This is a genomic window from Streptomyces gilvosporeus, assembly GCF_002082195.1.
GTDB lineage: Bacteria > Actinomycetota > Actinomycetes > Streptomycetales > Streptomycetaceae > Streptomyces > Streptomyces gilvosporeus.
In genome coordinates this window covers 6,293,004-6,318,614 of the sequence record NZ_CP020569.1, presented here as the reverse complement: position 1 = coordinate 6,318,614, position 25,611 = coordinate 6,293,004, and the positions used below count along the sequence as shown (strand labels likewise).

19 protein-coding genes are annotated in these 25,611 nt (G+C 71.9%); 6 read left to right on the top strand and 13 right to left on the bottom strand.

Annotation, left to right across the window (positions count from 1 at the left end):
* Window positions 1-21 precede the first annotated feature (21 nt).
* Both B1H19_RS28300 and ureA read right to left on the bottom strand, forming a co-directional pair.
* Complete coding sequence (locus B1H19_RS28300) at window positions 22-1,716, bottom strand: urease subunit alpha (RefSeq protein ID WP_083107563.1); 1,695 nt, start codon at window positions 1,714-1,716, stop codon at window positions 22-24.
* Window positions 1,713-2,420, bottom strand: coding sequence for an urease subunit gamma (ureA, locus tag B1H19_RS28295; protein ID WP_083107562.1), 708 nt, complete (start codon window positions 2,418-2,420; stop codon window positions 1,713-1,715). The genes B1H19_RS28300 and ureA overlap by 4 nt, the downstream gene beginning before the upstream one ends.
* 326 nt (window positions 2,421-2,746) lie before the next feature.
* Here ureA and B1H19_RS28290 point away from each other — a divergent pair, with 326 nt between their 5' ends.
* Entirely contained in the window at window positions 2,747-4,192 is a 1,446-nt protein-coding gene (locus B1H19_RS28290; protein WP_083107561.1) for a cytosine permease, read from the top strand.
* A 77-nt stretch (window positions 4,193-4,269) separates the two neighbouring features.
* Here the strand turns inward: B1H19_RS28290 and B1H19_RS28285 are convergent, their stop codons facing one another.
* Entirely contained in the window at window positions 4,270-5,373 is a 1,104-nt protein-coding gene (locus B1H19_RS28285) for a branched-chain amino acid aminotransferase (protein ID WP_083107560.1), read from the bottom strand.
* Window positions 5,374-5,683: 310 nt separating this feature from the next.
* Window positions 5,684-6,724 (bottom strand): 3-isopropylmalate dehydrogenase, encoded by a 1,041-nt coding sequence (locus tag B1H19_RS28280; protein WP_083107559.1) that lies wholly within the window; start codon window positions 6,722-6,724, stop codon window positions 5,684-5,686.
* A 241-nt stretch (window positions 6,725-6,965) separates the two neighbouring features.
* Here B1H19_RS28280 and B1H19_RS28275 point away from each other — a divergent pair, with 241 nt between their 5' ends.
* Window positions 6,966-8,492, top strand: coding sequence for a purple acid phosphatase family protein (locus B1H19_RS28275; protein WP_083107558.1), 1,527 nt, complete (start codon window positions 6,966-6,968; stop codon window positions 8,490-8,492).
* Between the two features lie 43 nt (window positions 8,493-8,535).
* On the opposite strand, the gene B1H19_RS40400 is transcribed toward B1H19_RS28275, so the two are convergent.
* Window positions 8,536-8,667, bottom strand: a complete 132-nt coding sequence (locus B1H19_RS40400; protein WP_104532118.1) for a hypothetical protein — start codon at window positions 8,665-8,667, stop codon at window positions 8,536-8,538.
* A 384-nt stretch (window positions 8,668-9,051) separates the two neighbouring features.
* On the opposite strand from B1H19_RS40400, the gene B1H19_RS28270 reads away from it, so the two are divergent.
* Genes B1H19_RS28270 through B1H19_RS28260 form a run of 3 tightly spaced genes read left to right on the top strand, consistent with a single transcriptional unit; the run spans window position 9,052 to window position 11,980 of the window.
* Window positions 9,052-9,651 carry a CDP-alcohol phosphatidyltransferase family protein gene (locus B1H19_RS28270; protein ID WP_083107557.1) on the top strand — a complete coding sequence of 200 codons (600 nt, stop codon included), beginning with the start codon at window positions 9,052-9,054 and terminating at the stop codon, window positions 9,649-9,651.
* Window positions 9,648-10,553 carry a phosphatidate cytidylyltransferase gene (locus B1H19_RS28265; protein ID WP_083107556.1) on the top strand — a complete coding sequence of 302 codons (906 nt, stop codon included), beginning with the start codon at window positions 9,648-9,650 and terminating at the stop codon, window positions 10,551-10,553. The genes B1H19_RS28270 and B1H19_RS28265 overlap by 4 nt, the downstream gene beginning before the upstream one ends.
* Window positions 10,553-11,980, top strand: coding sequence for a lysophospholipid acyltransferase family protein (locus B1H19_RS28260; protein ID WP_083107555.1), 1,428 nt, complete (start codon window positions 10,553-10,555; stop codon window positions 11,978-11,980). The genes B1H19_RS28265 and B1H19_RS28260 overlap by 1 nt, the downstream gene beginning before the upstream one ends.
* 72 nt (window positions 11,981-12,052) lie before the next feature.
* Here the strand turns inward: B1H19_RS28260 and pruA are convergent, their stop codons facing one another.
* Entirely contained in the window at window positions 12,053-13,684 is a 1,632-nt protein-coding gene (pruA, locus tag B1H19_RS28255; protein WP_083109920.1) for an L-glutamate gamma-semialdehyde dehydrogenase, read from the bottom strand.
* A 255-nt stretch (window positions 13,685-13,939) separates the two neighbouring features.
* The gene (locus B1H19_RS28250; protein ID WP_083107554.1) at window positions 13,940-14,866 is read right to left on the bottom strand and encodes a proline dehydrogenase family protein; all 927 of its coding nucleotides are present in this window, start codon (window positions 14,864-14,866) and stop codon (window positions 13,940-13,942) included.
* A 216-nt stretch (window positions 14,867-15,082) separates the two neighbouring features.
* Between B1H19_RS28250 and B1H19_RS28245 the strand changes: the two genes are divergently transcribed.
* Window positions 15,083-16,324: a PucR family transcriptional regulator gene (locus tag B1H19_RS28245; protein WP_083107553.1), complete on the top strand. Its 1,242-nt coding sequence runs from the start codon at window positions 15,083-15,085 to the stop codon at window positions 16,322-16,324.
* Between the two features lie 94 nt (window positions 16,325-16,418).
* Here the strand turns inward: B1H19_RS28245 and B1H19_RS28240 are convergent, their stop codons facing one another.
* The 6 genes from B1H19_RS28240 to B1H19_RS28215 form a co-directional block, all read right to left on the bottom strand.
* Window positions 16,419-16,787, bottom strand: a complete 369-nt coding sequence (locus B1H19_RS28240; RefSeq protein WP_083107552.1) for a PRC-barrel domain-containing protein — start codon at window positions 16,785-16,787, stop codon at window positions 16,419-16,421.
* Window positions 16,788-16,977: 190 nt separating this feature from the next.
* Window positions 16,978-18,579, bottom strand: a complete 1,602-nt coding sequence (serA, locus tag B1H19_RS28235) for a phosphoglycerate dehydrogenase (RefSeq protein ID WP_083107551.1) — start codon at window positions 18,577-18,579, stop codon at window positions 16,978-16,980.
* 282 nt (window positions 18,580-18,861) lie between these two features.
* The gene (gene ilvC, locus B1H19_RS28230) at window positions 18,862-19,860 is read right to left on the bottom strand and encodes a ketol-acid reductoisomerase (protein ID WP_083107550.1); all 999 of its coding nucleotides are present in this window, start codon (window positions 19,858-19,860) and stop codon (window positions 18,862-18,864) included.
* Between the two features lie 116 nt (window positions 19,861-19,976).
* A complete protein-coding gene (ilvN, locus tag B1H19_RS28225; protein WP_030064020.1) occupies window positions 19,977-20,501 on the bottom strand; it encodes an acetolactate synthase small subunit in 525 nt (174 codons plus the stop codon).
* A gap of 41 nt (window positions 20,502-20,542) precedes the next feature.
* Window positions 20,543-22,402: an acetolactate synthase large subunit gene (locus tag B1H19_RS28220; protein WP_083107549.1), complete on the bottom strand. Its 1,860-nt coding sequence runs from the start codon at window positions 22,400-22,402 to the stop codon at window positions 20,543-20,545.
* A gap of 219 nt (window positions 22,403-22,621) precedes the next feature.
* Window positions 22,622-25,480 carry a putative bifunctional diguanylate cyclase/phosphodiesterase gene (locus B1H19_RS28215; RefSeq protein WP_418361526.1) on the bottom strand — a complete coding sequence of 953 codons (2,859 nt, stop codon included), beginning with the start codon at window positions 25,478-25,480 and terminating at the stop codon, window positions 22,622-22,624.
* Window positions 25,481-25,611: the final 131 nt, after the last annotated feature.

Sequence of the window (25,611 nt, the reverse complement as noted above, 5' to 3'; positions counted from 1 at the left end):
CGGTCACAGGAAGTGCAGCGGTCAGAGGAAGTACAGGCGCGAGAGGGACACCGTGTCGGCGGGGTCGGAGCGCATCGGGTCGCCGTCGAGGGTGACCAGTCCGCTGCTGCCGTCCACCTGCACCTGTCCGACGCGGGAGTTGTGGACGAGGTCGCCGGGGCCGATACCGCGGGTGCCGCGGACGGCGACGCGGCGGCGGCGGGTGGGCATGCCGTCGTTGCCCTGCGCCACCGCGGCGCCCGCGACGAAGGCGACGGAGATCTCGGCGGGGGTGGCGCCGTGCGCGCCGAACTGCGGGCCGAGCACCAGCGGTTCGCAGGTGTCGGTGGCGGCGTTCGGATCGCCGGTGACGCCGTAGGCGGGGAAGCCGGACTTGAGCACCAGCTGCGGTTTGGCGCCGAAGTACTGCGGCGTCCACAGCACGATGTCGGCCATCTTGCCGACCTCGATCGACCCGATCTCGTGCGAGAGGCCGTGGGCGATGGCGGGGTTGATGGTGAGCTTGGCGATATAGCGCAGCACGCGGGCGTTGTCGTCGTGGACGCCGTCGCCCTCCATGGGGCCGAGTTCGGCCTTCATCTTGCCGGCCATGGCGAAGGTACGGCGTACGGTCTCGCCCGCGCGGCCCATGCCCTGGGCGTCGGAGGAGGTGATGCCGATCGCCCCGAGGTCGTGCAGGACGTCCTCGGCGCCCATCGTGCCGGCCCGGATGCGGTCGCGGGCCATGGCGGCGTCGCCCGGCAGATCGGTCTTGAGGTCATGGACCGAGACGATCATGCCGTAGTGCTCGGCGACCGCGTCCCGCCCGAAGGGGAGGGTCGGATTGGTGGACGAGCCGATGACGTTCGGCACGCCCGCCATCTTCAGCACGTTCGGTACGTGTCCGCCGCCGCAGCCCTCGATGTGGAAGGCGTGGATGGTGCGGCCGTCCAGGACGCGCAGGGTGTCCTCGACGGAGAGGCATTCGTTCAGGCCGTCGCTGTGCAGGGCGACCTGGACGTCGTGCTCCTCGGCGACGCGCAGCGCGGTGTCCAGGGCGCGGGCGTGCGCGCCCATGTCCTCGTGCACCTTGAAGCCCAGGGCGCCGCCCTCGGCCAGCGCCTCGACGAGGGGCGCCTCGCCGGAGGAGGAACCGCGGCCCAGGAAGCCGATGTTGACCGGCCAGGCGTCGAAGGCGCCGAAGGCATGGCCGAGCGCCCAGGGGCTGTTGACGCCGACGCCCCAGACGGGCCCGAATTCCTGGCCGATGATGGTGGTCACCCCGGAGGCCAGCGACGCCTCCATCACGCGCGGGGACAGCAGATGGACGTGGGTGTCGACGGCGCCCGCGGTGGCGATCATGCCCTCGCCGGAGACGATGGACGTGCCGGTGCCGACCACGACCTCGACGCCGTCGAGGGTGTCGGGGTTGCCGGCCCGGCCGATCGCGTGGATGCGGCCCTCGCGGATGCCGATGGACGTTTTGCGGATGCCCTGGACGGCGTCGATGACCAGGACGTTGCTGATCACCACGTCGCAGGTCTCGCGCAGCGAGGCGGCCTTGAGGTGCAGTCCGTCGCGGGCGGTCTTGCCGAAGCCGGCCAGGAACTCGTCGCCGTGCTTCTGGGAGTCCGACTCCACCCGTACGACCAGGCCGGTGTCTCCGAGGACGACCCGGTCGCCGGCCCGCGGGCCGTGCACCGAGGCGTACTCCTGCGGGTCGATGCTGCCGGTCATGCCTGCTCCTCCGCTCCCAGATAGCCGCATGCGGCGGCCCGCCGCAGCGCTTCGGTTTTCGCCCCCGGTGCATCGAGCGGGCCGTCGACCAGACCGGCGAAGCCGATCGCGATCCGGGCCCCGCCGATGGGGACCAGACCGACCTCGTGGATGCCGCCCGCGTCGAAGCGCTCGGACGAGCCGGCCGGGACGCACAGCCGCATGCCGTAGGCCGCGGCGCGGTCGAAGTCGAGGCGCGGGTTGGCCTCGAAGAAGTGGAAGTGGGACGTGACGCTGATCGGCACGCTCGCGGTGTTGTGCACGGTCACGATGACGGCGGGGACCGGCTCGGGGTCGGCCGGACCGGGCAGTACGGCGCCGGGCGCGGGGGCCGCACCCCCCGTGTCGCCCGGCTCGGTCAGCGTGCCGATGGGGTCGCTGACCACCGCGAGGCGGGAGCCGTCGTCGAAGACGGCCTCGACCATCACATCGCCGATGACCTCCGCCACCCCGGGCAGCACATCGTCCGGGCCGAGCGCATTGCGGCCCGCCTCGATGGCCTGAGCGAGGCGGCGCCCGTCCCGCGCCGCCTCGCAGACTGTGTCCGCGATCACCGCGGTCGCCTCGGGCACATTCAGCTTGAGTCCGCGGGCGCGGCGCGAGCGCGCCAGCTGCGCCGCATTGAAGAGCAGCAGCCGGTCGCGTTCCGTGGGGGTCAGCCGCATCCCGTCGCACCTCCAGCTCGATGACTTGATTAGAGCACCACTCTAACTCCGAAAAAGTCAAGAAGAAAGCATTGACCTGCGGCGGGTTCATGAGTCACATTGAGCGCTGCTCTAAGTCGTAGGCGTTCGGCGAGTCGCATAGAACGTCACTCAAAGATCGTCACATCGATCTCCCGGCCAGAGCACCGCAGCGGTACGCACCACATGACCGCGCACAACATCACCCGATATCGCCCGTACCCCCGGGCGCACGCCGCTCACGGAGCCCTGCACCACGCAGCCACCGAGCACCGCCATCACTGTTCCGGCCTCTCAGGGGAGCCCTCATGCCGATCGAACAACGCGGAGTCGACACGATTCCCGACGAGGAACGCACCAGCGGACCTCGCGACCTCATCTCCATCCTGCTCGGATCGAACCTCGCGCTCGGCGTTGTGATCTTCGGCTGGCTACCCGTCTCCTTCGGGCTGGACTTCTGGGGCTCGGTCACCTCCCTGGTGGCCGGCACGGTCGTCGGCGCCGCCCTGACGGCACCGCTCGCGCTCGTCTCCCTGCGCAGCGCGACCAACCTGTCCACCAGCAGCGGCGCCTTCTTCGGCGTACGCGGCCGGCTCGTCGGCTCGGTCATCGGCCTGCTGCTGTCGCTCGGCTACACCGCGCTGACGCTGTGGGTCGGCGGCGATGCGATGGTCGGCGGACTGCACCGGCTCATCGGCCTGCCGACCGGCGGCGCCTCGTACGCCCTGGTCTACGCGGTGCTGGCCGGCTCCACCGCGGTGGGAGCGGTCTACGGCTACAAGGTGCTGCTGCGGCTGAGCAAGGTGCTCACCATCGGCCTGACGATCCTGCTCGCGGTCGGCGTGATCGCGTATCTGCCCCACTTCACCACCGCCGCCGTGCACGGCGTCCCCTACGCGCTCGGCGGCTACTGGCAGACCTGGCTGCTGTCCGCCGTCTCCGCAGGCCTGAGCGGGCCGATCGCCTTCATCACCCTGCTCGGTGACTACAGCCGCTATATCTCGCCGCGCCGCCACAGCGCGAAGAAGGTGTTCGGCGCCACCTACCTCGGCCTGGTGCTCGGCCTGCTGGTGCCGCAGCTCTTCGGCACGTTCAGCGCGCTCGCGGTCGGCGCGGGCACCGACTACGCGGGCCCGCTGGTGGCCGGCGCGCCGTTCTGGTACCTCGCGCTGCTGCTGGTCAACGCCTCGGCCGGCTCGGTCGGCAACTCCGGCCTGATGCTCTACAGCATGGGCCTGGACCTGGACGCGATCCTGCCGCGCGCCACCCGCACCCAGGCGACCTATGTCGTCGCCGCGCTCTCGACCCTGCTGGTCTTCGCCGGTCACTTCCTGTGGGAGGCGCAGGACGCGATGACGTCCTTCGTCCTGCTGATGACCGCCATCGGCACCCCCTGGGCGGTCATCACCGTGATCGGCTTCGTACGCTGCCGCGGCACCTACGACCCGGACTCGCTCCAGGTCTACAACCGCGGCACGGTCGGCGGCGTGTACTGGTTCCGGGCCGGCTGGAACGTCCAGGCCACCGTCGCCTGGGCGGTCGGCTCCGTGGTCGGCCTGATGGCGGTGGACGTGCCCTTCTACAACGGGCCGCTGCTGGCCTACACGGGCGGTATCGACTGCAGCTTCCTGCTCGCCGCCGCGGTGGCGGCCGTCGTCTACCTGGCGCTGGTCGCCCGGCAGCCGCGCCCGGTCCCGGCGCTGCGCCCCGCTGGGGCCTCCTCCCCCGCGGAGGCGCCCGCGGAGGTCGGCTGAACCGGCGGGCGCACGGCGAAGGCCGCCCCCGACATCGCGTCGGGGGCGGCCTTCGCCGTGTCCGGGCGCGCCGGGGCTCAGCCCAGCCGGTGCATCCAGCCGTGGGTGTCCTCGGCGACGCCCCGCTGGATGTCCAGCAGCGCCTCGCGCAGCTTCAGCGTGACCTTGCCGGGCTCGCCGCCGGACTGGGTCCACTCGCCGCCGGCGCTCTTGACCGTGCCGACCGGGGTGATCACGGCGGCCGTACCGCAGGCGAAGACCTCGGTGAGGGTGCCGTTCTCGGTGTCGGCGCGCCACTGGTCGATGGAGACGCGGGCCTCCTGCGAGGCGTAGCCCAGGTCGCGGGCGACGGAGAGCAGCGAGTCACGGGTGACGCCGGCGAGCAGGGAGCCGGTCAGGGTGGGCGTGACGATCCGGGTGCCGTTCGCGGCGTCCTCGTACACGAAGTAGAGGTTCATCCCGCCGAGTTCCTCGACCCACTTGTGCTCCACCGCGTCGAGGTAGGCGACCTGGTCGCAGCCGTGCACCGCGGCCTCGGCCTGGGCCAGCAGGGAGGCGGCGTAGTTGCCGCCGGTCTTGGCGTCGCCCATGCCGCCGGGGACGGCGCGCACGCGGTTCTCGGACAGCCAGATCGAGACCGGCTTGACGCCGCCGGCGAAGTAGGCGCCGGCGGGCGAGGCGATGACGACGAAGAGGTACTCGTTGGCGGGCTTCACGCCCAGGCCGACCTCGGTCGCGATCATGAACGGGCGCAGGTAGAGCGATTCCTCGCCGCCGTGCGCCGGCACCCAGCCCTTGTCCTGCTGAACCAGCACGTCACAGGCCTCGATGAAGGTCTCGACGGGCAGCTCCGGCATGGCCAGCCGGCGCGCGGACGCCTGGAAGCGGCGGGCGTTGGCGTCCGGCCGGAACATCGCGACCGAGCCGTCGGGCTGACGGTAGGCCTTGAGCCCCTCGAAGATCTCCTGCGCGTAGTGCAGGACGTTGGTCGCCGGGTCGAGGGAGAGCGGCCCGTACGGCACGAGCTGTCCGTCGTGCCAGCCGCGGCCCTCGGTCCACTTGATCGTCACCATGTGGTCGGTGAAGTGGCGGCCGAAGCCGGGGGCGGCGAGGATCTTGTTCCGCTCCGCTTCGGAGAGCGGATGGGCCGAGGGCTTGAGCTCGATCGTGGGCGTCGTCATGAATGCGTGTCCTTCACTGCGTGTTCCGCACCGGTGCGGTGGGTGGCGGCCGCGTACGAGCGTGAACTTGGCGTACCGGTCGTTACTGGGACGTCCGAGTTTCCGCGCGGACGGCGATCCCACGTCCGATTATCGCCCGGTGGTGTCCGCCGTCGTCCAGGGGTGTGCGGTCGATGGGTCCGATGGTCGCATCCAACCCGGCGGTAGCACAGGGCACCGGGCCGGGCGGGAGGGCGGCCGGGGAAAACGGACAGCGCCGGACCCTCGCGGGGGCCGGCGCTGTCGGTGGGGTGTGCTGCGTGCGCGGGCCTCAGCCCGCTACTCGCGCGGCGAGGGCGTCGCCGATCTCGTCCGTGCTGCGGGCGCTGCCGTCCCGGGCCTCCAGGTCGACGGCCACGGCCTGCTCGATCCGGGCGGCCTCGGCCTCGTAGCCGAGGTGGCGCAGCAGCAGGGCCACGGAGAGGATCGTCGCCGTGGGGTCGGCCTTGCCGGTGCCGGCGATGTCCGGGGCGGAGCCGTGCACCGGCTCGAACATCGAGGGGAACTCGCCGGTCGGGTTGATGTTCCCGGAGGCGGCCAGGCCGATGCCGCCGGTGACGGCCGCGGCGAGGTCGGTGAGGATGTCGCCGAAGAGGTTGTCGGTGACGATCACGTCGAAGCGCTCGGGCTGGGTGACGAAGAAGATCGTCGCGGCGTCGACGTGCAGATAGTCGGTGGTGACCTCGGGGTACTCGCGGCCGACGCGGTCGAAGATGTTCTTCCACATGTGGCCCGCGTACACGAGCACGTTGTTCTTGTGGACCAGCGTCAGCTTCTTGCGGGGGCGGGCGTTGGCGCGCTCGAAGGCGTCGCGGACCACGCGCTCGACACCGTAGGCGGTGTTCACGCTGACCTCGGTGGCGACCTCGGCGGGGGTGCCGGTGCGCAGCGAGCCGCCGTTGCCGGTGTAGGGGCCCTCGGTGCCCTCGCGGACGACGACGAAGTCGATGTCGGGGCGGCCGGCGAGCGGGGTGCTCGTGTTCGGGAAGAGCTTCGAGGGGCGCAGGTTGACGAAGTGGTCGAAGGCGAAGCGGAGCTTCAGCAGCAGACCGCGCTCGAGCACACCGGAGGGGACCGACGGGTCGCCGATCGCGCCGAGCAGGATCGCATCGTGCTGCTTGAGCGACTCCAGCTCCGCGTCCGGAAGCGTTTCGCCGGTCGCGTGCCAGCGCTTGGCCCCCAGGTCGTACTCCTGGGTTTCCAGCTTGACGTCCTGCGGGAGTACCGAGGTCAGGACCTTCAGGCCCTGGGCCACGACTTCCTGGCCGATACCGTCACCGGGGATCACTGCGAGGCGAATGCTGCGAGACATGCCTGGACCCTACTCTCCGTCCCATTGATTGACACGTAACGTCCGTCATGCGGACAACGGGGAAGCCGTGGGGGACTCGGTCAACTGCCGTTCACCCGTACGACCCGTTCCGGACGGCCGGCGCTGCGCCGGCGCTGCGACATTCGGCGCCATGACTGCGTCTTCCCGATCTTCCCAAGGCACCGGCCCCCGGCCCTCGCACCTGCCGCGCGTGGGGATACCGGAGCATCTCGCGTCCCGGATGAGCATGCCCGAACAGCACGCCTATCTGCGGACCAAGCTGACCCGGCGCGGTCTGCTGCGCACCTCGGCCGCCGCCGCGGGCGCGGTCGCGGGCTCCTCCGTGCCGGCCGGTTCGGCCGCCGCCTCCCCCGCCCTGCTCTCCTCGCCGGCCACCGCGGCCGTCGACGGTTCGCTGGTCGCCCCCTTCGGCCGCCATCTCGCCTTCGGCGCCGACCCCAGGACCCAGATGCGGGTCGCCTGGCAGGTGCCGTTCGCGGTCCGGCGGCCGTATCTGCGGGTGGGCCTCAAGCCCTGGGACCTGGGGCGCAAGATCGAGGCCGAGGTGCGCGGTCTGCACACCCCGGCGCTGTCCGCGAAGCTGCCGGCCGTCGACCAGTACTACCTGCACGCCGCGCTCGACGGGCTGAACCCGGGGACGACGTACTACTACGGCGTCGGCCACGACGGCTTCGACCCGGCCGACCCGCGCCACTTCGGCACCGTCGGCACCTTCCGTACCGCCCCGGCCCGCGCCGGGAGGTTCGTCTTCACCGCCTTCGGGGATCAGGGCGTCAGCTATCACGCGCTCGCCAACGACCAGCTGATCCTCGGCCAGGACCCCTCCTTCCATCTGCACGCGGGCGACATCTGCTACGCCGACCCGGACGGCTCGGGCACCGACCACGACGCCTATGACGCCCGGGTCTGGGACCAGTTCCTGGCGCAGACCGAATCGGTGGCCAAGTCCGTGCCGTGGATGGTGACGACCGGCAACCACGACATGGAGGCGTGGTACTCCCCCAACGGCTACGGCGGGCAGAACGCCCGCTGGACGCTGCCGGGCAACGGCCCCGACGCGGAGAACGCCCCCGGGGTCTACTCCTTCACCTACGGCAACGTCGCGGTGATCGCCCTCGACGCCAATGACGTCTCGTACGAGATCCCGGCCAACCAGGGCTACACCGACGGCCGGCAGACCCGCTGGCTGGACCGCCGCCTGGGCGAACTGCGCGCCACGGACGGCATCGACTTCCTCGTCGTCTTCTTCCACCACTGCGCCTTCTCCACCACCAACGCCCATGCCTCGGACGGCGGGGTCCGCGACGCGTGGCTGCCGCTGTTCGACAAGCACCAGGTGGATCTGGTGATCAACGGCCACAACCACATCTATGAGCGCACCGACGCCCTCAAGGGCGGCCGGGTCGCCAAGAAGGTGCCCATCGGCGAGCGGGTGGACTCCTCGCGCGAGGGCATCGTCTACGTCACCGCGGGCGGTGCGGGCAAGGCGCTGTACGACTTCCCCGCGCCGGACAGCTACGAGGGCCACGTCAAGGACCTCGACGAGGTGAGGACGTACCACTGGACCAAGGACCGCACCAAGGCCGTGGACACGGTGGAGTGGTCGCGGGTGCGCTATACCGGCTTCTCCTTCCTCGCGGTCGAGGTGGAGCCGGGGCACCGCCCCCGGATGAAGGTCACCGCGCTCGCCGAATCGGGCGAGCGCATCGACCACTTCGAGGTCACGCGCCCGGCCGGCCGGGCCTGAGCGGCGAGCCGGGCCCCGGGCGCGCGGAGGTGCGCCCGGGGGCTCAGTGGCCGGTGGCGCCGCCGTTGTCGCGGCGGTCGAGGGCGCGCTGGAGGGCGGCGGCGGCGTTGCGACGGTCGGCGTCGTTGGTCGTACGGGCGGAGCGGCGGGTCCTGCGGACGGCGGTCTCGGCCATGATTCACGTCTCCCATACCAAGGCCCCATGGGCACGCGCGGTGCCCTGAGGGGTGCGTCGAAGCAGACACGGCCGGAAGGGGCGGGGGCCGCGGTGCGGCAGGGGTCACCTGCGCGAGCGCACCGGGCCGCATCCGCCGCGCTCGATGGAGCGCTACGTTCGGCTTCTACAAAGCTAGGACAGCTCGGCGGTGATGTCTGCACAATTACTTGGCCTTCCTACTATCTGAGACGGACGCCACGCCGGGCCCCCGTGGCGAGGAGGCGGCGACGAGGCGGCGCGGACGGGCTGAGGGATACTCAGCCGCCGTCTACGCCGATTGAGTACCGCACATAAGTACGAACACCGTCCCGCGGCCGGGGGTTGCACGGCGAAAGTGGCCGCATGAACGGCCTGTACGCACTCAAGCCCTGGTACGCGGCCCGGCTCGGCGGCATCCGCGGCGCGCTGGCCCGCCGGGAGGTCTCGCCCGACGCGCTGACGGCCGCGGGTGTCCTCGCCGCCGCCGGCGCCGCCGCGGCCCTCGCCGGCCTGCCGGCCCCGCTCGCCGCGCTCCCGGTCACCGCCCTGCTGGCGGTCCGGCTCGCCTGTGCCAACCTCGACGGCGCGCTGGCCCGCGACACCGGCCGCTGCACCCGCCGCGGCACGGTCCTCAACGAAGCCGGCGACCGCGCCGCCGACCTCCTGGTCCTCGCCGGTTTTCTGCCCCTGGCCCCCCTGTGGCTGGTGGCGCTCGCCGCGCTCGCCGCGACGCTGCCGTCCTGGGTGGCGCTGGCGGGCACGGCGGCCGGGGCGCCGCGCCGCAACGGCGGACCGGTGGGCAAGACCGAACGCTGTCTGCTGGCGGCGGTGGCCGCCGCGACGGGCTGGGCAGTACCGGCCCTGGCCGTCCTCGCGGCCGGTTCGGCCCTGACGGCGGCCCTCCGACTGGCCTGGCTGTGGCGCGAGTTGGGCGCCCGGGACACCGCCGAGGCCGGACGATGAGCGCGCTCCTGGGCCCGCTCGGCGGCTCGGCCCCCGGCCTCCTGCTGACCGGCGGCGAGGCCGTCGGCCGGGTCGCACCCGTGGTCGGCGGAGTACTGGGGCTGGGCGGGGTGGCCGTCGCCGCACTGCCCGCCCGGGTACGGATGCGCCGCGAACTGCGTCGCCGCTGGCGCACCTGGGCGCTTGCCGCCCCCGTCTTCCTGGGCCCGCTGTTCTTCGGCGGGGCGGGCGCGACGCTGCTGGCGGCCGGGCTGGGGCTGATCGCCGTGACCGAGTACGCACGGATGGCCCCCGGCGGCACGGCGGGCGCCGAACGCCAGGTGCTCGCCGCCGCGGCCGTCGTCCTCCCGCTGCTCGCCCGGCTGCGCCCGCAGTGGCTGGACCTGCGGCTGATGACGGTGCTGCTGCTCGCCGCCGCGCTTCCCGCGCTGCTCTCCGGCGACCACACCGCGGGCGCGGCCCGCGCCGCTCGCGCCGTCTTCGGCCTCCTGTGGATCCCGCTCGCCCTCACCGGCCTCGTCCTGCTCGGCGGCACCGCCGTCGCGGTCGGCGTCGCGGTGGCGCTCGGCGATGTGGGCGCCTGGTGCGGCGGTACGGCGCTCGGCCGCCGCGGCGCCCTGGCCCGTCCGCTCTCGCCGCTCTCCCCGAACAAGACCTGGGCCGGGGTGATCGGTGCCGCGGTGGCAACGGCCGGTGCACTGGCCGCCGTCGGCGCGTTCACTCCCGCCCTGTGGGTCGCCGTGCTGGCCGGCTGCGTCCTGGGCGATCTCCTCGAATCCATGGTCAAGCGGGAGGCCGGGGTGAAGGACGCGGGCAGCTGGCTGCCCGGCTTCGGCGGGCTGCTGGACCGTATCGACTCGCTGCTGGTGGCGGTGCCGCTGGCGTTGGTGGTGACGCCGTGATGACCGGACCGACGCACCACACGTCCCGACGGCGCGTACGGCGCACCACGCGCCCGGTGGCCGGGCGCGGCCGCCGCCGGGAGCTGCGGGCCTGGCGTCGCGAGGTGCGTGCGGGGCGCCGCGAGGTGCCTACGGGGCATCGGACGCTGCGTACCGGGCGCCGCCCGCCGGGTACGAGCCGCCGGGCCCGCGCCGGGGTCCGTGCGGGGCTCCGCGCCGACGTCCGCACGGGGCTGCACCCGGGCGGCCGGGGCAGCCCAGGACGGCGCGCCACCTCCGCCGCCTGGCTGCGCCGCGCCCTGTGGACCGTCGCGCTCACCCTCACCGGCGGCGTCACCCGGCACGGCCGACTGCCCCGCGGCGGCTGCGTGGTCGTCGCCAACCACTCCTCCCACGCCGACACCGCGGCCCTGCTCGCCGCCCTCGACGCCCGGCACGCCCCGCTGATCGGTGCGGCCGCCGACTACTGGTTCGCCACCCCGTGGCGCCGCCGCATCTGCCGCCGCCTGGCCGCAGGCTTTCCCGTACGGCGCACCGGCGGCGGATTCGACGACCTGCTGGGCACCGCCGACGCGCTGCGGGCGGGCCGCGCGGTGGTCCTCTTCCCCGAGGGCACCCGCGGCCGCGACAGCACGGTCGGCGACTTCCGCCGGGGCGCCCTGCTGCTGGCCGAACGGGCCGGCGTCCCGGTCGTCCCGGTGGGCCTGGCGGGCACCGACCGCCTCCTGCCCAAACACGGCGGGCTCCGCCGCACCCACCTGCGCGTCCACATCGGCGCGCCCCTGTACGGCGCGGTCACTCCGGCCGCCGCCCGCGACGCCGTCCGGTCACTGGCCTCCCGCGCGGCCGCCGCTCCCCTGCCCGACTCCCGTCTCCGCCGCCGCACCGCCGCCGTCGTCACCTCCCGCTGGGGCCTCCCCCTCGCCTTCGCCTGGGCCTTCGCCGAGGCGCTGAGCTGGCCGCTGATGCCGGAGCTGTTCCTCGCGCTCGCCTGTGCGGCCGCACCCCGCGCCGGGCTGCGCCTCTCCCTCACGGCCCTGGCAGGCAGCCTCGCGGGCGGCCTGCTGGCCCTCCAACTCGCCGCCTCCGGCGCCCACTTGCCCGCCCCGCTCACCACGGACCGGATGCGCGCCGAGGTCTCCCGTCAGCTCGCGCACGAGGGCGCCTCGGCCGTCCGCCACCAGCCGTGGGACGGCATCCCCTACAAGGTCTACGCGGCGGAGGCAGGCCGCGCCCATCTGCCCGCCGCCGACTGGCTCCTGGCCTCCGCCGAGGCCCGCGGCGGCCGCACGCTGACGGTCGGTCTCGCCTTCGCCGCACTGGGGGCGGTGGGGCGGCCGTGGCGGCGGCGGTATCCGCTGTATCTGGGGCTGTTGGGAGGCGGGTTCGCGGTGGGACTGGGGCTGATCGTCGACGGCTGGAGCTGATGCCGGACGCACCGGTGGCCCGGCACCCCCGTGAGGTGCCGGGCCACCGGCCTGCCATGGGCCTGCGGGCCGTCAGCCCATGTGCGGGTAGCGGTAGTCCGTCGGCGGCACCAGCGTCTCCTTGATGGAGCGGGTGGACGTCCAGCGCATCAGGTTCTGCTTGGCGCCGGCCTTGTCGTTGGTGCCGGAGGCGCGGCCGCCGCCGAAGGGCTGCTGGCCGACGACGGCGCCGGTGGGCTTGTCGTTGATGTAGAAGTTGCCGGCCGCGAAGCGGAGCTTTTCGCAGGTGGCGGCCGCCGCGGCGCGGTCCTGGGCGATGACGCAGCCGGTGAGGCCGTAGGCCGAGGCGGACTCCATCTGCTCCAGCATGGCGTCGTAGTCGGCGTCGTCGTAGACGTAGACGCCCAGGATCGGGCCGAAGTACTCGTCCTTGAAGATCTCGTTCTCCGGGTCGGTGGAGACCAGGACCGTCGGGCGGACGAAGTAGCCCTCGGAGTCGTCGTAGGTGCCGCCGGCCACGACCTCGATGGTCGGGTCGGCCTTGGCGCGGTCGATCGCCGCCTTGTTCTTGGCGAACGAGCGGTCGTCGATGACGGCGCCCATGAAGTTGGCGAGGTCGGAGACGTCGCCCATGGTCAGGGAGTTGACCTCGGCGGCGAACTCCTCCTTGAAGCCCGCGTTCCACAGGGAGGCCGGGACGTAGGCGCGGGAGGCCGCGGAACACTTCTGGCCCTGGAACTCGAAGGCGCCACGCGTCATGGCCGTCTTGAGGATCGCGCGGTCGGCGCTGGGGTGGGCGACGATGAAGTCCTTGCCGCCGGTCTCGCCGACGAGGCGCGGGTAGGTCTTGTAGTTCTCGATGTGGGTGCCGACCGTCTTCCAGAGGTACTGGAAGGTCTTGGTCGAACCGGTGAAGTGGATGCCCGCCAGGTCGGGGTGGGTCAGGGCCACCTCGGAGACGTCCTTGCCGTCACCGGTGACGAGGTTGATGACGCCCTTGGGCAGCCCGGCCTCCTCCAGCAGCTGCATGAGCAGGACCGCGGCGAAGGTCTGGGTCGGGGAGGGCTTCCAGACCACGACGTTGCCCATCAGGGCGGGGGCGGTGGGCAGGTTGCCGGCGATCGCGGTGAAGTTGAAGGGCGTGATCGCGTAGACGAAGCCCTCCAGAGGGCGGTGGTCGGAGCGGTTCCACACACCGGGAGAGTTGGTCACCGGCTGCTCGGCGAGGATCTGGCGCGCGAAGTGCACATTGAAGCGCCAGAAGTCGATCAGCTCGCAGGGGGTGTCGATCTCGGCCTGCTGGGCGGTCTTGGACTGACCCAGCATGGTGGCGGCGGCCATCGTCTCGCGCCAGGGGCCGGAGAGCAGATCGGCGGCCCGGAGGATGATCGCGGCGCGGTCGTCGAAGGACAGCGCACGCCAGGCGGGGGCGGCGGCCAGCGCGGCGTCGACCGCGTCCTGGGCGTCCTGGACGGTGGCATTGGCGTACGTGCCGAGCCGCGCGGAGTGGCGGTGCGGCTGGACGACGTCGAAGCGCTCGCCGCCACCCATCCGCCGCTCGCCGCCGATGGTCATGGGCAGCTCGATCGGGTTGTCGGCCAGCTCCTTGAGCTTGGCCTCCAGCCGCTGCCGCTCGGGGCTGCCGGGGGCGTAGGTGTGCACCGGCTCGTTCACCGGCACGGGGACCTGGGTCACAGCGTCCATGGCGGCCATGTCTCCTTCGCAGTCGTTCGCTGTAGTTCGCGGTCAATCGCGGTCGTTCGCTGCCGTTCGCGGTGGCGATCGGCGGTTTCCGTACGGCGTCGTACGGGGGGTCTGTGGTGCGGCCCGGGGTTCCAGGATCCACCCGGACCGGACGTTTCGGGGCGGTTCAGCCTCGGGTCGCCAGCGACCTCAGGCTGCAGTCTCCCGGGGGATAACCCCCGGACCCCCAGCCGAAGAGGCGCTTTCTGCTGTCGATCATCCGCGGGTCGCCAAGGACCTCAGGAAGAACGCCAGGTTCGCGGGCCGTTCGGCCAGACGGCGCATGAAGTAGCCGTACCAGTCGGTGCCGTAGGGGATGTAGACCCGCATGCGGTGGTCCTCGGCGACCAGCCGCTGCTGCTCGGCCTCGCGGATGCCGTAGAGCATCTGGAACTCGAAGTCGCCGGGCTTGCGGCCGTTGCGAAGCGCCAGCTCCTGGCCGATGGCGACCATCCGGGGGTCGTGCGAGCCGATCATGGGGTAGCCCTGGCCGGCCATCAGGATCTTCAGGCAGCGGACATATGCCTTGTCGACCTCGCGTTTGTCCTGGTAGGCGACGGTCGCGGGCTCCTTGTACGCGCCCTTGACCAGCCGCACCCGGGAGCCTTCCCCGGCGAGGGCGTGACAGTCGTCCTCGGTGCGGAAGAGATAGGACTGCACCACGGCGCCCGTCTGGGGAAAACGGGCGCGCAGCTCGGCGAGGATGGCGAGGGTGGAGTCGACGGTGGTGTGGTCCTCCATGTCGAGGGTCACCGTCGTACCGGCCTCGGCGGCGGCTTCGACCACCGGAGTGATGTTCTTCAGCGCCAGCTCATGGCCGCCGGGCAGCGCCTGGCCGAAGGCGGACAGCTTGACGGACATCTCGGCCTTGGTGCCGAGCCCCTGCTCCTTGAGGGCCTCGGCCAGCTGGAGGTAGGCGTCGCGGTTGCGCAGCGCCTCGGCCGGGTCGCTGATGTCCTCGCCGAGGAAGTCCAGGGTGACCTCCAGGCCGCGGGCGGCCAGCGACCGGACCACCGTCATGGACTCGGCCAGCCGTTCACCTGCGACGAAGCGGTCCACCACGGGGCGGGTGACCGGAGCGGCCGCGACGATGCGGCGGATGCTGTCGCTGCGCGAGGCGGCGAGAAGCACGGGACCCAGCATGGGGCACCTCCACGTTCAGGATGACAAATGCCGGGGCGGACGCCTTGGCGGCAGCGCGCGGCAGCAACATGAGCCACCTGAAACTTAAGGATCGCGCCATCTTCCGGCCATCGACAGCTGTCACGCCTTCGTGGCCGGGATCTCAGACAGATGTATGAGAATGGGGGGTGAGGGACAGCAGTGACGGCGGAAGCGGTGAAAGGGGCCGGGCGGCGGATGCGGGGCGACTACCAGCAGCTCGTGGACGAGATCTCGGCGGCGCTCGGCGCACCGGCGACGCTGGAGGACCGGGACTTCGGATTGATCGCGTTCGGCGCCCACGAGGGCGAGGACGACGAGGTCATGGACCCGGTACGGACCCGGTCGATCCTCCAGCGTCGGTCGTCGGCGGCCGTACGGGCCTGGTTCGAGGCGTTCGGGATCACCCGTGCCACCACACCGCTGCGCATTCCGCCGGACCCGGCTGCCGGTGTCTTCCGCGGCCGGATCTGTCTGCCGGTACGCCATCGCGGGATCGTGCACGGCTATGTCTGGCTGCTGGACGACGGACATCTGACGGATCTGGAGCTGGGCGGCCGGGGCACTCCCCCGGACCCGCGGATCGCCCAGGCCATGGAGACCGCCGCCCGGATCGGCGCCCTGCTGGCCGACGAGGCCCGCGCCGGGGCCGAACTGGGCGATCTGCTCCGGGAGTTGCTCACCTGCCCGGCCGATGAGCGGCTCACCGCCGAGGCCGCGCTGCGCGACGCCCTGCGCGACACCCTGCGCTTCCCACCGGGGTCGCCGCTGACGCTGGTGGCGGTGCTGCCGTGGGAGACGACGGAGGCCGACGGGGCGCCGCTGCCGAACCTGCCGGGACTGCTGGCGGCGTGTGCGCTCCCGGCGGACGGCGCCCTGGCGGGCCTGGTACGGCTGCGTTCACCGGGCGCGCTCACCCCGGCCCGTACGGTGGCCGAGCATCTGCTGCGCTCGCCGCGCGCCGGGGCCGGAGGGGCGGGCGGGACCGGTGGAGCGGGCGGGGCCGCCGGGGGCCGTACGCGCGGGCCCCGCCCCCGCGCCGCCGGTATCGGCACCGGCACCGAGGATCTGTCCGCACTCCCGGACGCCTGGCGGCAGGCCCTGGCCGCGGCCCGCGCCGCCCGCGCCGAACCCCGGCTGGGCCCGGTCACCCAGTGGGACGCCATCGGCGCCTACCGTCTGCTGACCGCGCTGCCCGCCCCCGGCCCGGACCCGGCCGTCGCGGCGCTGCTGGCCCCCGCGCACGCCGAACTCGCCCGTACCGCCGAGGTGTTCCTGGACTGCGCGGGCCAGGCCGGGCGCGCCGCCCAGGCCCTGGGCATCCACCGGCAGACCCTCTACTACCGCCTGGGCCGGGTGGAGAAGCTGACCGGACTGGACCTCGACGAGGGCGAGGACCGGCTGCTGCTGCACATCGCGCTCAAGGCGGCGCGGCTGTGACCCCTACCGGCCCGCGGCCGGCGGGGGAGCGCGCGTACCCCTTCTCCAGCAGGCACCGTGCCCGTACCAGACGTACGCAGGAGAGCCCGGCGAGCTATGCGGCCGGCGGGTCCGGGGGCGGGGCCGGCGGCGCCGGGTCGGGCGGCCGGATCAGGCCGTAGTGGCGGTAGAGGACCGCCTCCTCGGAGGGGTCGAGATGGCCGTTGGCGTCGATCCGAGGCGCGTGCTTGATGGTGTCCTTGGGGTACGGGACGTGCAGTTCGCCGCCGGTCCGCCGGGCCCCGGCCAGCGGGACGAAGATCTCCTTCATGCCGAACAGCCCGGTGCGCACGGTGATCCACTCGGGGGCGTTGGTGGCGTCGTCACGGTAGACCTGCTGGACGGTGCCCACCTTGGAGCCCTGGCTGTCGACCACGGTCAGCCCGGTCAGATGCTGCGGGGTCTCACCCAGCGGTGCGTTCATGGCGCCTCCTCTCCTTCCGCACGCGCCGCCGGGGGCGCGTGCAGTTCCCATTGCGCGCCGCGAGGACCGCGTCAGCGAGTCGGGAGGGCCGCACTGCTCCGTTCGAGTGAAATCGAAGGGGCCGGCGCAGACGAAGGGGCCGGGCCCGCCGCAGCGGAACCCGGCCCCTCGCCGAGCGTGGCCCGATGGCTCAGCCGAGGTTGACCGCGCGCACGGACGTCGCGCCGATCTCCTGCCCGATCTCGGCGAGCACCGAGGCGGGGATGGTGTCGTCGACGGTCAGCGCGACCAGCGCCTCGCCGCCGACGGTCTCGCGGGAGACCTGCATATTGCCGATGTTGATGCCCGCCTCGCCCAGGATCTTGCCGACGGTGCCGACGACGCCGGGGCGGTCGGTGTAGCGCAGGAACGCCATGTGGTCGGCGAGCGCGAGGTCTATGGCGTGCTCACCGACCGCCACGACCTTCTGGACGTTCTTGTGGCCGGAGAGGGTGCCGGAGATGGACACCTCGTCGCCGCCCGCGAGGGTGCCGCGCACGGTGACCACATTGCGGTGCTCGGGCGATTCGCTGCTGGTCGTCAGCCGCACCTCCACACCGCGCTCCTGCGCGAACAGCGGGGCGTTGACGTACGAGACCGTCTCGTCCACAACATCCTCGAACACGCCCTTGAGCGCGGAGAGTTCGAGCACCTTGACGTCATGCTGGGTGATCTCGCCGTACACCTCGACGTCGAGGCGCAGCGCGACCTCGCCGGCCAGCGCGGTGAAGATCCGGCCCAGCCGCTCGGCCAGCGGCAGCCCCGGCTTGACGTCCTCGGCGATCACGCCGCCCTGGACGTTGACGGCGTCCGGAACCAGCTCCCCGGCGAGCGCCAGGCGCACCGACTTGGCGACCGCGATACCGGCCTTCTCCTGCGCCTCGCCCGTGGAGGCGCCCAGATGCGGGGTGCACACGACCTGGTCGAACTCGAACAGCGGGGAGTCGGTGCACGGCTCGACGGCGTAGACGTCCAGGCCGGCGCCCGCGACCCGGCCCTCCTTGAGGGCGCTGGCCAGCGCCGCCTCGTCGACGATCCCGCCGCGTGCGGCGTTGACGATCCGGACGGAGGGCTTGACCTTGTGCAGCGCGTCGTCGCCGATCAGGCCGACCGTCTCGGGGGTCTTGGGGAGGTGGACGGTGATGAAGTCCGAGACCTCCAGCAGCTCGTCCAGCGTCAGCAGCTTGACGCCCATCTGCGCGGCGCGGGCCGGCTGGACGTAGGGGTCGTAGGCGACGACCTTCATGCCGAACGCCGACATCCGCTGGGCCACCAGCACGCCGATCCGGCCGAGGCCGACCACGCCGAGCGTCTTCTCGCTGAGCTCGACGCCGGTGTACTTGCTGCGCTTCCACTCGCCGTTCTTCAGGGCGGTGTTGGCCTGGGGGATGTTGCGGGCCGTGGCGACCAGCAGACCGCAGGCGAGCTCGGCGGCGGTGACGATGTTGGAGGTCGGGGCGTTGACGACCATCACGCCGGCCTTGGTGGCGGCGGAGACGTCGACGTTGTCCAGGCCCACACCGGCGCGGGCGACGACCTTCAGCTTCCGGGCGGCGGCGATCGCCTCGGCGTCCACCTTCGTCGCGCTGCGTACGAGGATCGCGTCGACGTCGGCGATGGCGGGCAGCAGCTCGGCACGGTCCGCACCGTTGCAGTGGCGGATCTCGAAGTCCGGGCCGAGGGCGTCGACGGTGGCGGGCGACAGCTCTTCGGCGATGAGTACGACGGGTTTGCTGGCAGAGGCAGTGCTCACGTGGTCTTCAGTCCTCACTAGTCCTTCGCGGACGGCCGTCCCGACGGCCGAAGGCGGTGAAGGGGGAAAGCCGCGTGGAAGACGCACGACGTTGTGAGCCTGACGCGCTTATTGGGTTTGAGTGTAGTGGCGCGGGGGGATACGGCTCGCGCCGAAGCGTAAGGATCACCCGTGCGAGGTTCTACGCGGTGGACAATGCGGCGCCGCCGATCTTGCGCAGGCGCCGCACCGGGTACGGACGAAGGGGCCGCGGCCTTCGCCGCGACCCCTTGTCCGGTGGACTCACGCCTGGTCGTCCACCCAGCTCATCAGCTTGCGCAGCTTCTTGCCGGTGGTCTCCAGCAGGTGGTCCTCGTCGGCCTTCTTGTACTCGTTGTACTTCGGCAGACCGGCCTCGTACTCCGCCATCCAGTTGTTGGCGAAGGTGCCGTCCTGGATCTCGGCGAGGACCTTCTTCATCTCGGCCTTGGTGGCGTCGGTGATGATGCGGGGGCCGGTGATGTAGTCGCCCCACTCGGCGGTCTCGGAGACCGACCAGCGCATCTTCTCCAGGCCGCCCTCGTACATGAGGTCCACGATCAGCTTCAGCTCGTGGAGGCACTCGAAGTAGGCGATCTCCGGCTGGTAGCCCGCCTCGACCAGGGTCTCGAAGCCGGCCTTCACCAGGGCGGCGGTGCCGCCGCAGAGCACGGCCTGCTCGCCGAACAGGTCGGTCTCGGTCTCCTCGGTGAAGGTGGTCTTGATGACGCCGGCGCGGGTGCCGCCGATGCCCTTGGCGTACGAGAGCGCCAGCGCGAAGGCGCCACCGGTGGCGTCCTGCTCGACGGCCGCGATACACGGCACGCCGCGGCCCTCCTCGTACTGGCGGCGCACCAGGTGGCCCGGGCCCTTGGGGGCGACCATGCAGACGTCGACGCCGGCCGGGGCCTTGATGAAGCCGTACCGGATGTTCAGACCGTGGCCGAAGAACAGCGCGTCGCCGTCCTTGAGGTGGTCCTTGACGGACTCCTCGTAGACCTTGGCCTGGATCGGGTCCGGCACCAGGATCATGATGACGTCGGCCTCTTCGGCCGCCTCGGCGGGCGTCACCACGCGCAGGCCCTGCTCCTCGGCCTTGGCCTTGGACTTGGAGCCCTCGTGCAGACCGACGCGCACGTCGACGCCCGAGTCGCGCAGGGACAGCGCGTGGGCGTGGCCCTGGCTTCCGTATCCGATCACCGCGACCTTGCGGTTCTGGATGAGGGACAGGTCGGCGTCGTCGTCGTAGAACAGCTCGGCCACTTGGGGTATCTCCTTGGATCTAGCTGGTTGCCCACACAGTACGCGGGCGGGGTGGGGAAGGTTTGGGGGTCTCGCCATACGGTCCGGTCCGGTGTGAGACCGGCCGGACCGCGGCGTCAGGCCGTGCGGTCCAGGGCGCGCAGCGAGCGGTCCGTGATGGAGCGGGCGCCTCGGCCTATGGCGATGGTGCCGGACTGGACCAGTTCCTTGATGCCGAACGGCTCGAGCATCTTGAGCATCGCCTCCAGCTTGTCACTGGATCCGGTGGCCTCGATGGTGACGGCCTCCGGGGAGACGTCCACGGTCTTGGCGCGGAAGAGCTGGACGATCTCGACGATCTGCGAGCGGGTCTCGTTGTCGGCGCGGACCTTGACCAGGACCAGTTCGCGCTGGACGGCGGTGCCCGGCTCCAGCTCGACGATCTTGAGGACGTTGACGAGCTTGTTGAGCTGCTTGGTGACCTGCTCCAGCGGCAGCGATTCGACGCTGACGACGATGGTGATGCGGGAGATGTCGGGGTGCTCGGTGACACCGACCGCGAGGGAGTCGATGTTGAAGCCGCGGCGGGAGAACAGGGCGGCGATCCGGGCGAGGATGCCGGGGGTGTTCTCCACCAGGACGGAGAGCGTGTGCTTGGACATTCGTCTTCTCTCTTCTTCCGTGCGTCCGTGTCGCGGCGGGCTCAGTCGTCTTCGCTGTCGCCGAAGTCGGGACGCACGCCCCGGGCGGCCATGACCTCGTCGTTGGAGGTGCCGGCGGCGACCATCGGCCACACCTGGGCGTCCTCGTGGACGATGAAGTCGATCACGACCGGGCGGTCGTTGATGGCATTGGCCTTGGCGATGACCGCGTCGAGCTCGTCCGGGCTCTCACAGCGCATCGCGACACAGCCCATCGCCTCGGACAGCTTGACGAAGTCCGGGATACGGGTGCCCGTCGAGGGCTGCTTGCCGTCAGCCTCGGGGCCGGAGTGCAGCACGGTGTTGGAGTAGCGCTGGTTGTAGAAGAGGGTCTGCCACTGGCGGACCATGCCCAGCGCGCCGTTGTTGATGATCGCGACCTTGATCGGGATGTTGTTCAGCGCGCAGGTGACCAGCTCCTGATTGGTCATCTGGAAGCAGCCGTCGCCGTCGATCGCCCAGACCGTACGGCCCGGCTCGCCGGCCTTGGCGCCCATCGCGGCGGGCACGGCGTAGCCCATGGTCCCGGCGCCGCCGGAGTTCAGCCACGTGGCGGGCCGCTCGTAATTGATGAAGTGGGCGGCCCACATCTGGTGCTGACCGACGCCCGCGGCGTAGATGGTGTCGGCGGGGGCGAGCCTGCCGATCCGCTCGATGACCTGCTGCGGGGAGAGGGTGCCGTCCTCCGGCAGGTCGTAGCCCAGCGGGTAGGTCTCGCGCCAGCGGTTGAGGTCCTTCCACCAGGCGCTGTAGTCGCCCTTGTGGCCGGCCGCGTGCTCGGCCTGGACGGCGACGATCAGATCGGCGATGACCTCGCGGGCGTCGCCCACGATCGGCACGTCCGCGGCGCGGTTCTTGCCGATCTCGGCCGGGTCGATGTCGGCGTGGACCACCTTGGCGTACGGGGCGAAGGAGTCGAGCTTGCCGGTGACGCGGTCGTCGAAGCGGGCGCCCAGGGTGATCAGCAGGTCGGACTTCTGGAGGGCGGTGACGGCGGTGACCGAGCCGTGCATACCGGGCATGCCGACGTGCTGGGGGTGACTGTCGGGGAAGGCGCCCAGTGCCATCAGGGTGGTGGTGACGGGCGCGCCGGTCAGCTCGGCGAGGACCTTCAGCTCGGCGGTGGCGCCGGCCTTGAGGACGCCGCCGCCGACGTAGAGCACCGGGCGCCTGGACTCGACGATCAGCCGGGCGGCCTCGCGGATCTGCTTGGCGTGCGGTTTGGTCACCGGGCGGTAGCCGGGCAGTTCGGTGTGCGGCGGCCAGCTGAAGACGGTCTGCGCCTGGAGGGCGTCCTTGGCGATGTCGACCAGGACCGGGCCGGGGCGGCCGGTCGAGGCGATGTGGAACGCCTCGGCGATCGTGCGGGGGATGTCGGCGGGGTCGGTGACCAGGAAGTTGTGCTTGGTGATCGGCATGGTGATGCCGCAGATGTCCGCCTCCTGGAAGGCGTCCGTGCCGATCGCCTTGGAGGCGACCTGACCGGTGATCGCGACCAGCGGGACGGAGTCCATGTGGGCGTCGGCGATCGGGGTGACGAGGTTGGTCGCGCCCGGCCCCGAGGTCGCCATGCACACGCCGACCTTGCCGGTGGCCTGGGCGTATCCCGTGGCGGCGTGTCCGGCACCCTGCTCGTGACGGACCAGGATGTGCCGGACCTTCGAGGAGTCCATCATCGGGTCGTACGCAGGCAGGATCGCACCGCCGGGAATGCCGAACACGGTGTCGGCCCCGACCTCCTCGAGCGAACGGATGAGGGACTGCGCGCCCGTGACGTGCTCGACGGTGGCGGACTGCTGCGGTCCGCCGGCGTTACGGGCCCGCGGCTGCGGATGGTGGGCCCCGGAGGCCTGCTCGGTCATCTGCGTCTCTTCTCGAAGCTGAGGGTTTTTGACGGGATTTGGCGGGGTTTGTGAGGTTGCTATGCAACAAAAAACCCCCCGTGCCTAGTGGCAAGCGAGGGGAGCGCGTCGGAGCGGTTCGCCGGGCATCTTCGGGCCCTGGCTTCAGCTGACGCGCTGTCCAAGTACGAGAATTCGGGTGCGCATGGCACTGACCCTCCCCCTGTCGTGCACCGAGTGTCAAGTGGGTGGGACGGAGGTCTCACTATTTGAGCGCAATGGCGGATGCACGAGCGATTCCGGGGCCGCGGCGGCGCCCCGCCGCGCGGGCACCGCACTGCCGCTGAGCACCACCGCGCGGCTCTCCCCGGCCAGGTCGGGCACCGGGTAGGCGCCGCGGGCCAGCGCGCACCGCAGCCGGGGCTCGTCCAGCGGTCCGGAGAACGCCAGGCCCTGGCCGTGGGTGCAGCCCATGGAGTGCAGCGCCAGGACCTGTTCGGGCAGATCGACGCCGTCCGCGACGGACTGCATCCCCAGATCGGCGGCGATCCGCAGCAGACCGGCGGTGATCTTGCGCAGCCGGGGCGACTCCACCACGCCGTCGATCATGCCGCGGTCCAGCCGCAGGACGTCGACGGGCAGCCGGCGCAGCGCCATCGCGGCGTATCCGCTACCGAAACCGTCCAGGGCGATCCGCACGCCCAGCCGGCGCAGGGCGACCAGGCGGCGCTCCAGTTCGTCCAAGGGAATGCGCGGGTCGCTGTCGGACAGTTCGAGCACCAGCGAACCGGGCGGCAGGCCGTGCCGGTCCAGCAGCGTCTCGACGGTCCTGGGCGGCATCGCGCGGTCCATCAGGCGGCGGGCGGAGAGGCGGACGGCGACGGGGACCGGGTGGCCGGCGCGGTGCCGGGCACCGGCCTGCTCCAGGGCCTCCTCCAGCTGCCAGCGGCTGAGCTCCGCGGCCCGTGCGCCGTCCTCGGTGCGCCGGCCGCGGTCGCCGACCCGCAGGAACTCGTGGGGGGTGAACAGGATGCCCTCGGCGGAGCGCCAGCGGGCGTGGGCGGCGAGGGCGGTGACCTTGCCGCTGGAGAGCTCGACGACCGGCTGGTGCAGCAGCGTGAACTCGCCGTCGTGCAGGGCGGTGCGCAGTTTGCCGGCGAGCTCGGCGCGCTGCACCACCTCGGCCTGCATCTGCGGGGCGTACATCTCCACCCGGCCCTTGCCGGCCTGTTTGGCGCGGTACATCGCCATATCGGCGTTGCGCAGCAGCGCGGACGGGGTGACGCCCGGGTCGGCGAAGGCGACGCCGATGCTGGCGGCGACGCGGACGTCGCGGCCGTCGATGCGGTACGGCTCGGAGAGCTTGATGCGCAGCCGGTCGGCGATCTCATGGACGCGCAGTTCGCGGGCGGTGTGGTCGCGGGTGCCGTCGCCCGTGATCAGTGCCGCGAACTCGTCGCCGCCGAGCCGCGCCGCTATGTCCCCCGAGCGCACCGACTCGCCCAGCCGGCGGGCGGCCTGCACCAGCAGTTCGTCGCCCGCCTGGTGGCCGATGGTGTCGTTGACCTGTTTGAAGCCGTCGAGGTCGATGTAGAGCACGGCGGTGTCGTGATCACTGGCGCGGCGGCCGGTGACCGCCTGGCTGACCCGCTCGGTGAACAGGGCGCGGTTGGGCAGGTCGGTGAGGGCGTCGTGGGAGGCGTTGTGCTGGAGCTGGGCCTGGAGGCGGACCCGCTCGGTGACGTCGCGGGAGTTGAAGATCAGGCCGCCGTGGTGGCGGTTGACCGTGGACTCGACGTTCAGCCAGCCGTCGCCGCCCACGCGCCGGTCGCCGGCCCGGAAGCGGCATTCGATCCGGGTGGTGGGCTCCTTCTCGGGCGAGGCGGCGAGGAACCGTCGTACCTCGTGCACCACGCGTCCCAGGTCCTCGGGGTGGATCAGCGAGGCCAGTTCGGAGCCGACCAGCTCCTCGGCGTCGCGGCCGTAGACTCCGGCCGCGGCGGGGCTGACGTAGCGCAGGACGCCGGTCGGGGCGGCGATCATGATGACGTCACTGGAGCCCTGCACCAGGGAGCGGAAGTGGTTCTCCTTCTGGGCCAGTTCCTGGGTGAGGGTGATGTTGTCGAGCAGCATGATGCCCTGGCGCACGACGAGCGCCAGGACGACCGTGCAGCCGGTGAAGAGCACCACCTTGTCGATCCGCCGCCCGTCCAGGACGTTGGTCAGGATGCCCAGCGTGCAGACGGCGGCGGCCAGATACGGGGTCAGGGCGGCCAGCGAGCCGGCGATGGGGCGGCTGCCGGGCGGCTGGGGGCGGCGGGCGGTGCGCTGGAGGTCGTCGGCGGCCGGCTCCCCGGGCGTACGGCGGGCGACCCAGGGCGCGTAGGCGAGCAGTATCGACCCGGCGAACCAGCCGGCGTCCAGGATCTGGCCGGAGCGGTAGTGGTCGCGCAGCAGCGGCGAGCTGAACAGGGCGTCGCACAGCACCGTGAGCGCCAGGGCCGCCACGGCGGTGTTGATGGCCGAGCGGTGCACCGAGGAGCGCCGGAAGTGCAGCACCAGCACCATGCTCACCAGCACGATGTCCAGCAGCGGATAGGCCAGCGAGAGCGCGCTCTGGGCGACGCTGGTGCCCTGGAAGTGGGTCGTGTGGGCGAGCGTGAGGCTCCAGGAGAGGGTGACCAGGGAGCCGGCGATCAGCCAGGCGTCCAGGCCCAGGCAGACCCAACCGGCGCGGCTGACCGGTCTTTTGGCGAGCACCAGCAGGCCGACGATGGCCGGCGGGGCGAACAGCAGGAAGCAGAAGTCGGCGAGGGAGGGGCTGGGCACCTCGGCGCGCAGCACGACTTCGTACCAGCCCCAGACGCCGTTGCCGAGGCCGGCCATCGCGGAGGAGGCGGCGAAGAGCATCCAGGCGGGGCGGAAGCGGCTGGTGCGGTGGCGGCGGGCGTACAGGGCGCAGGAGACGGCGGCCACCAGGGCGGCGGCGCTGAGGCCGAAGTCGCCCATGAACAGCGCGATTTCGTGCGACCCCCAGCCCAGGGCCGCGCCGAGCGCGTAGCCGCCGCAGACCACGGCCAGAGCGACTTGCGGCACCATGCTCTGCGGGCCGCCGGCGGGGGCCGACGGGCGGGAGAGCACCGCCCCCGGGGCGCTCACCGCGGCCTCCTGCCGGCCCGTGCGCGGCGCCGCCGCGACCGGGATGCCCGCAGGTCGTGCAGTATCGCCCC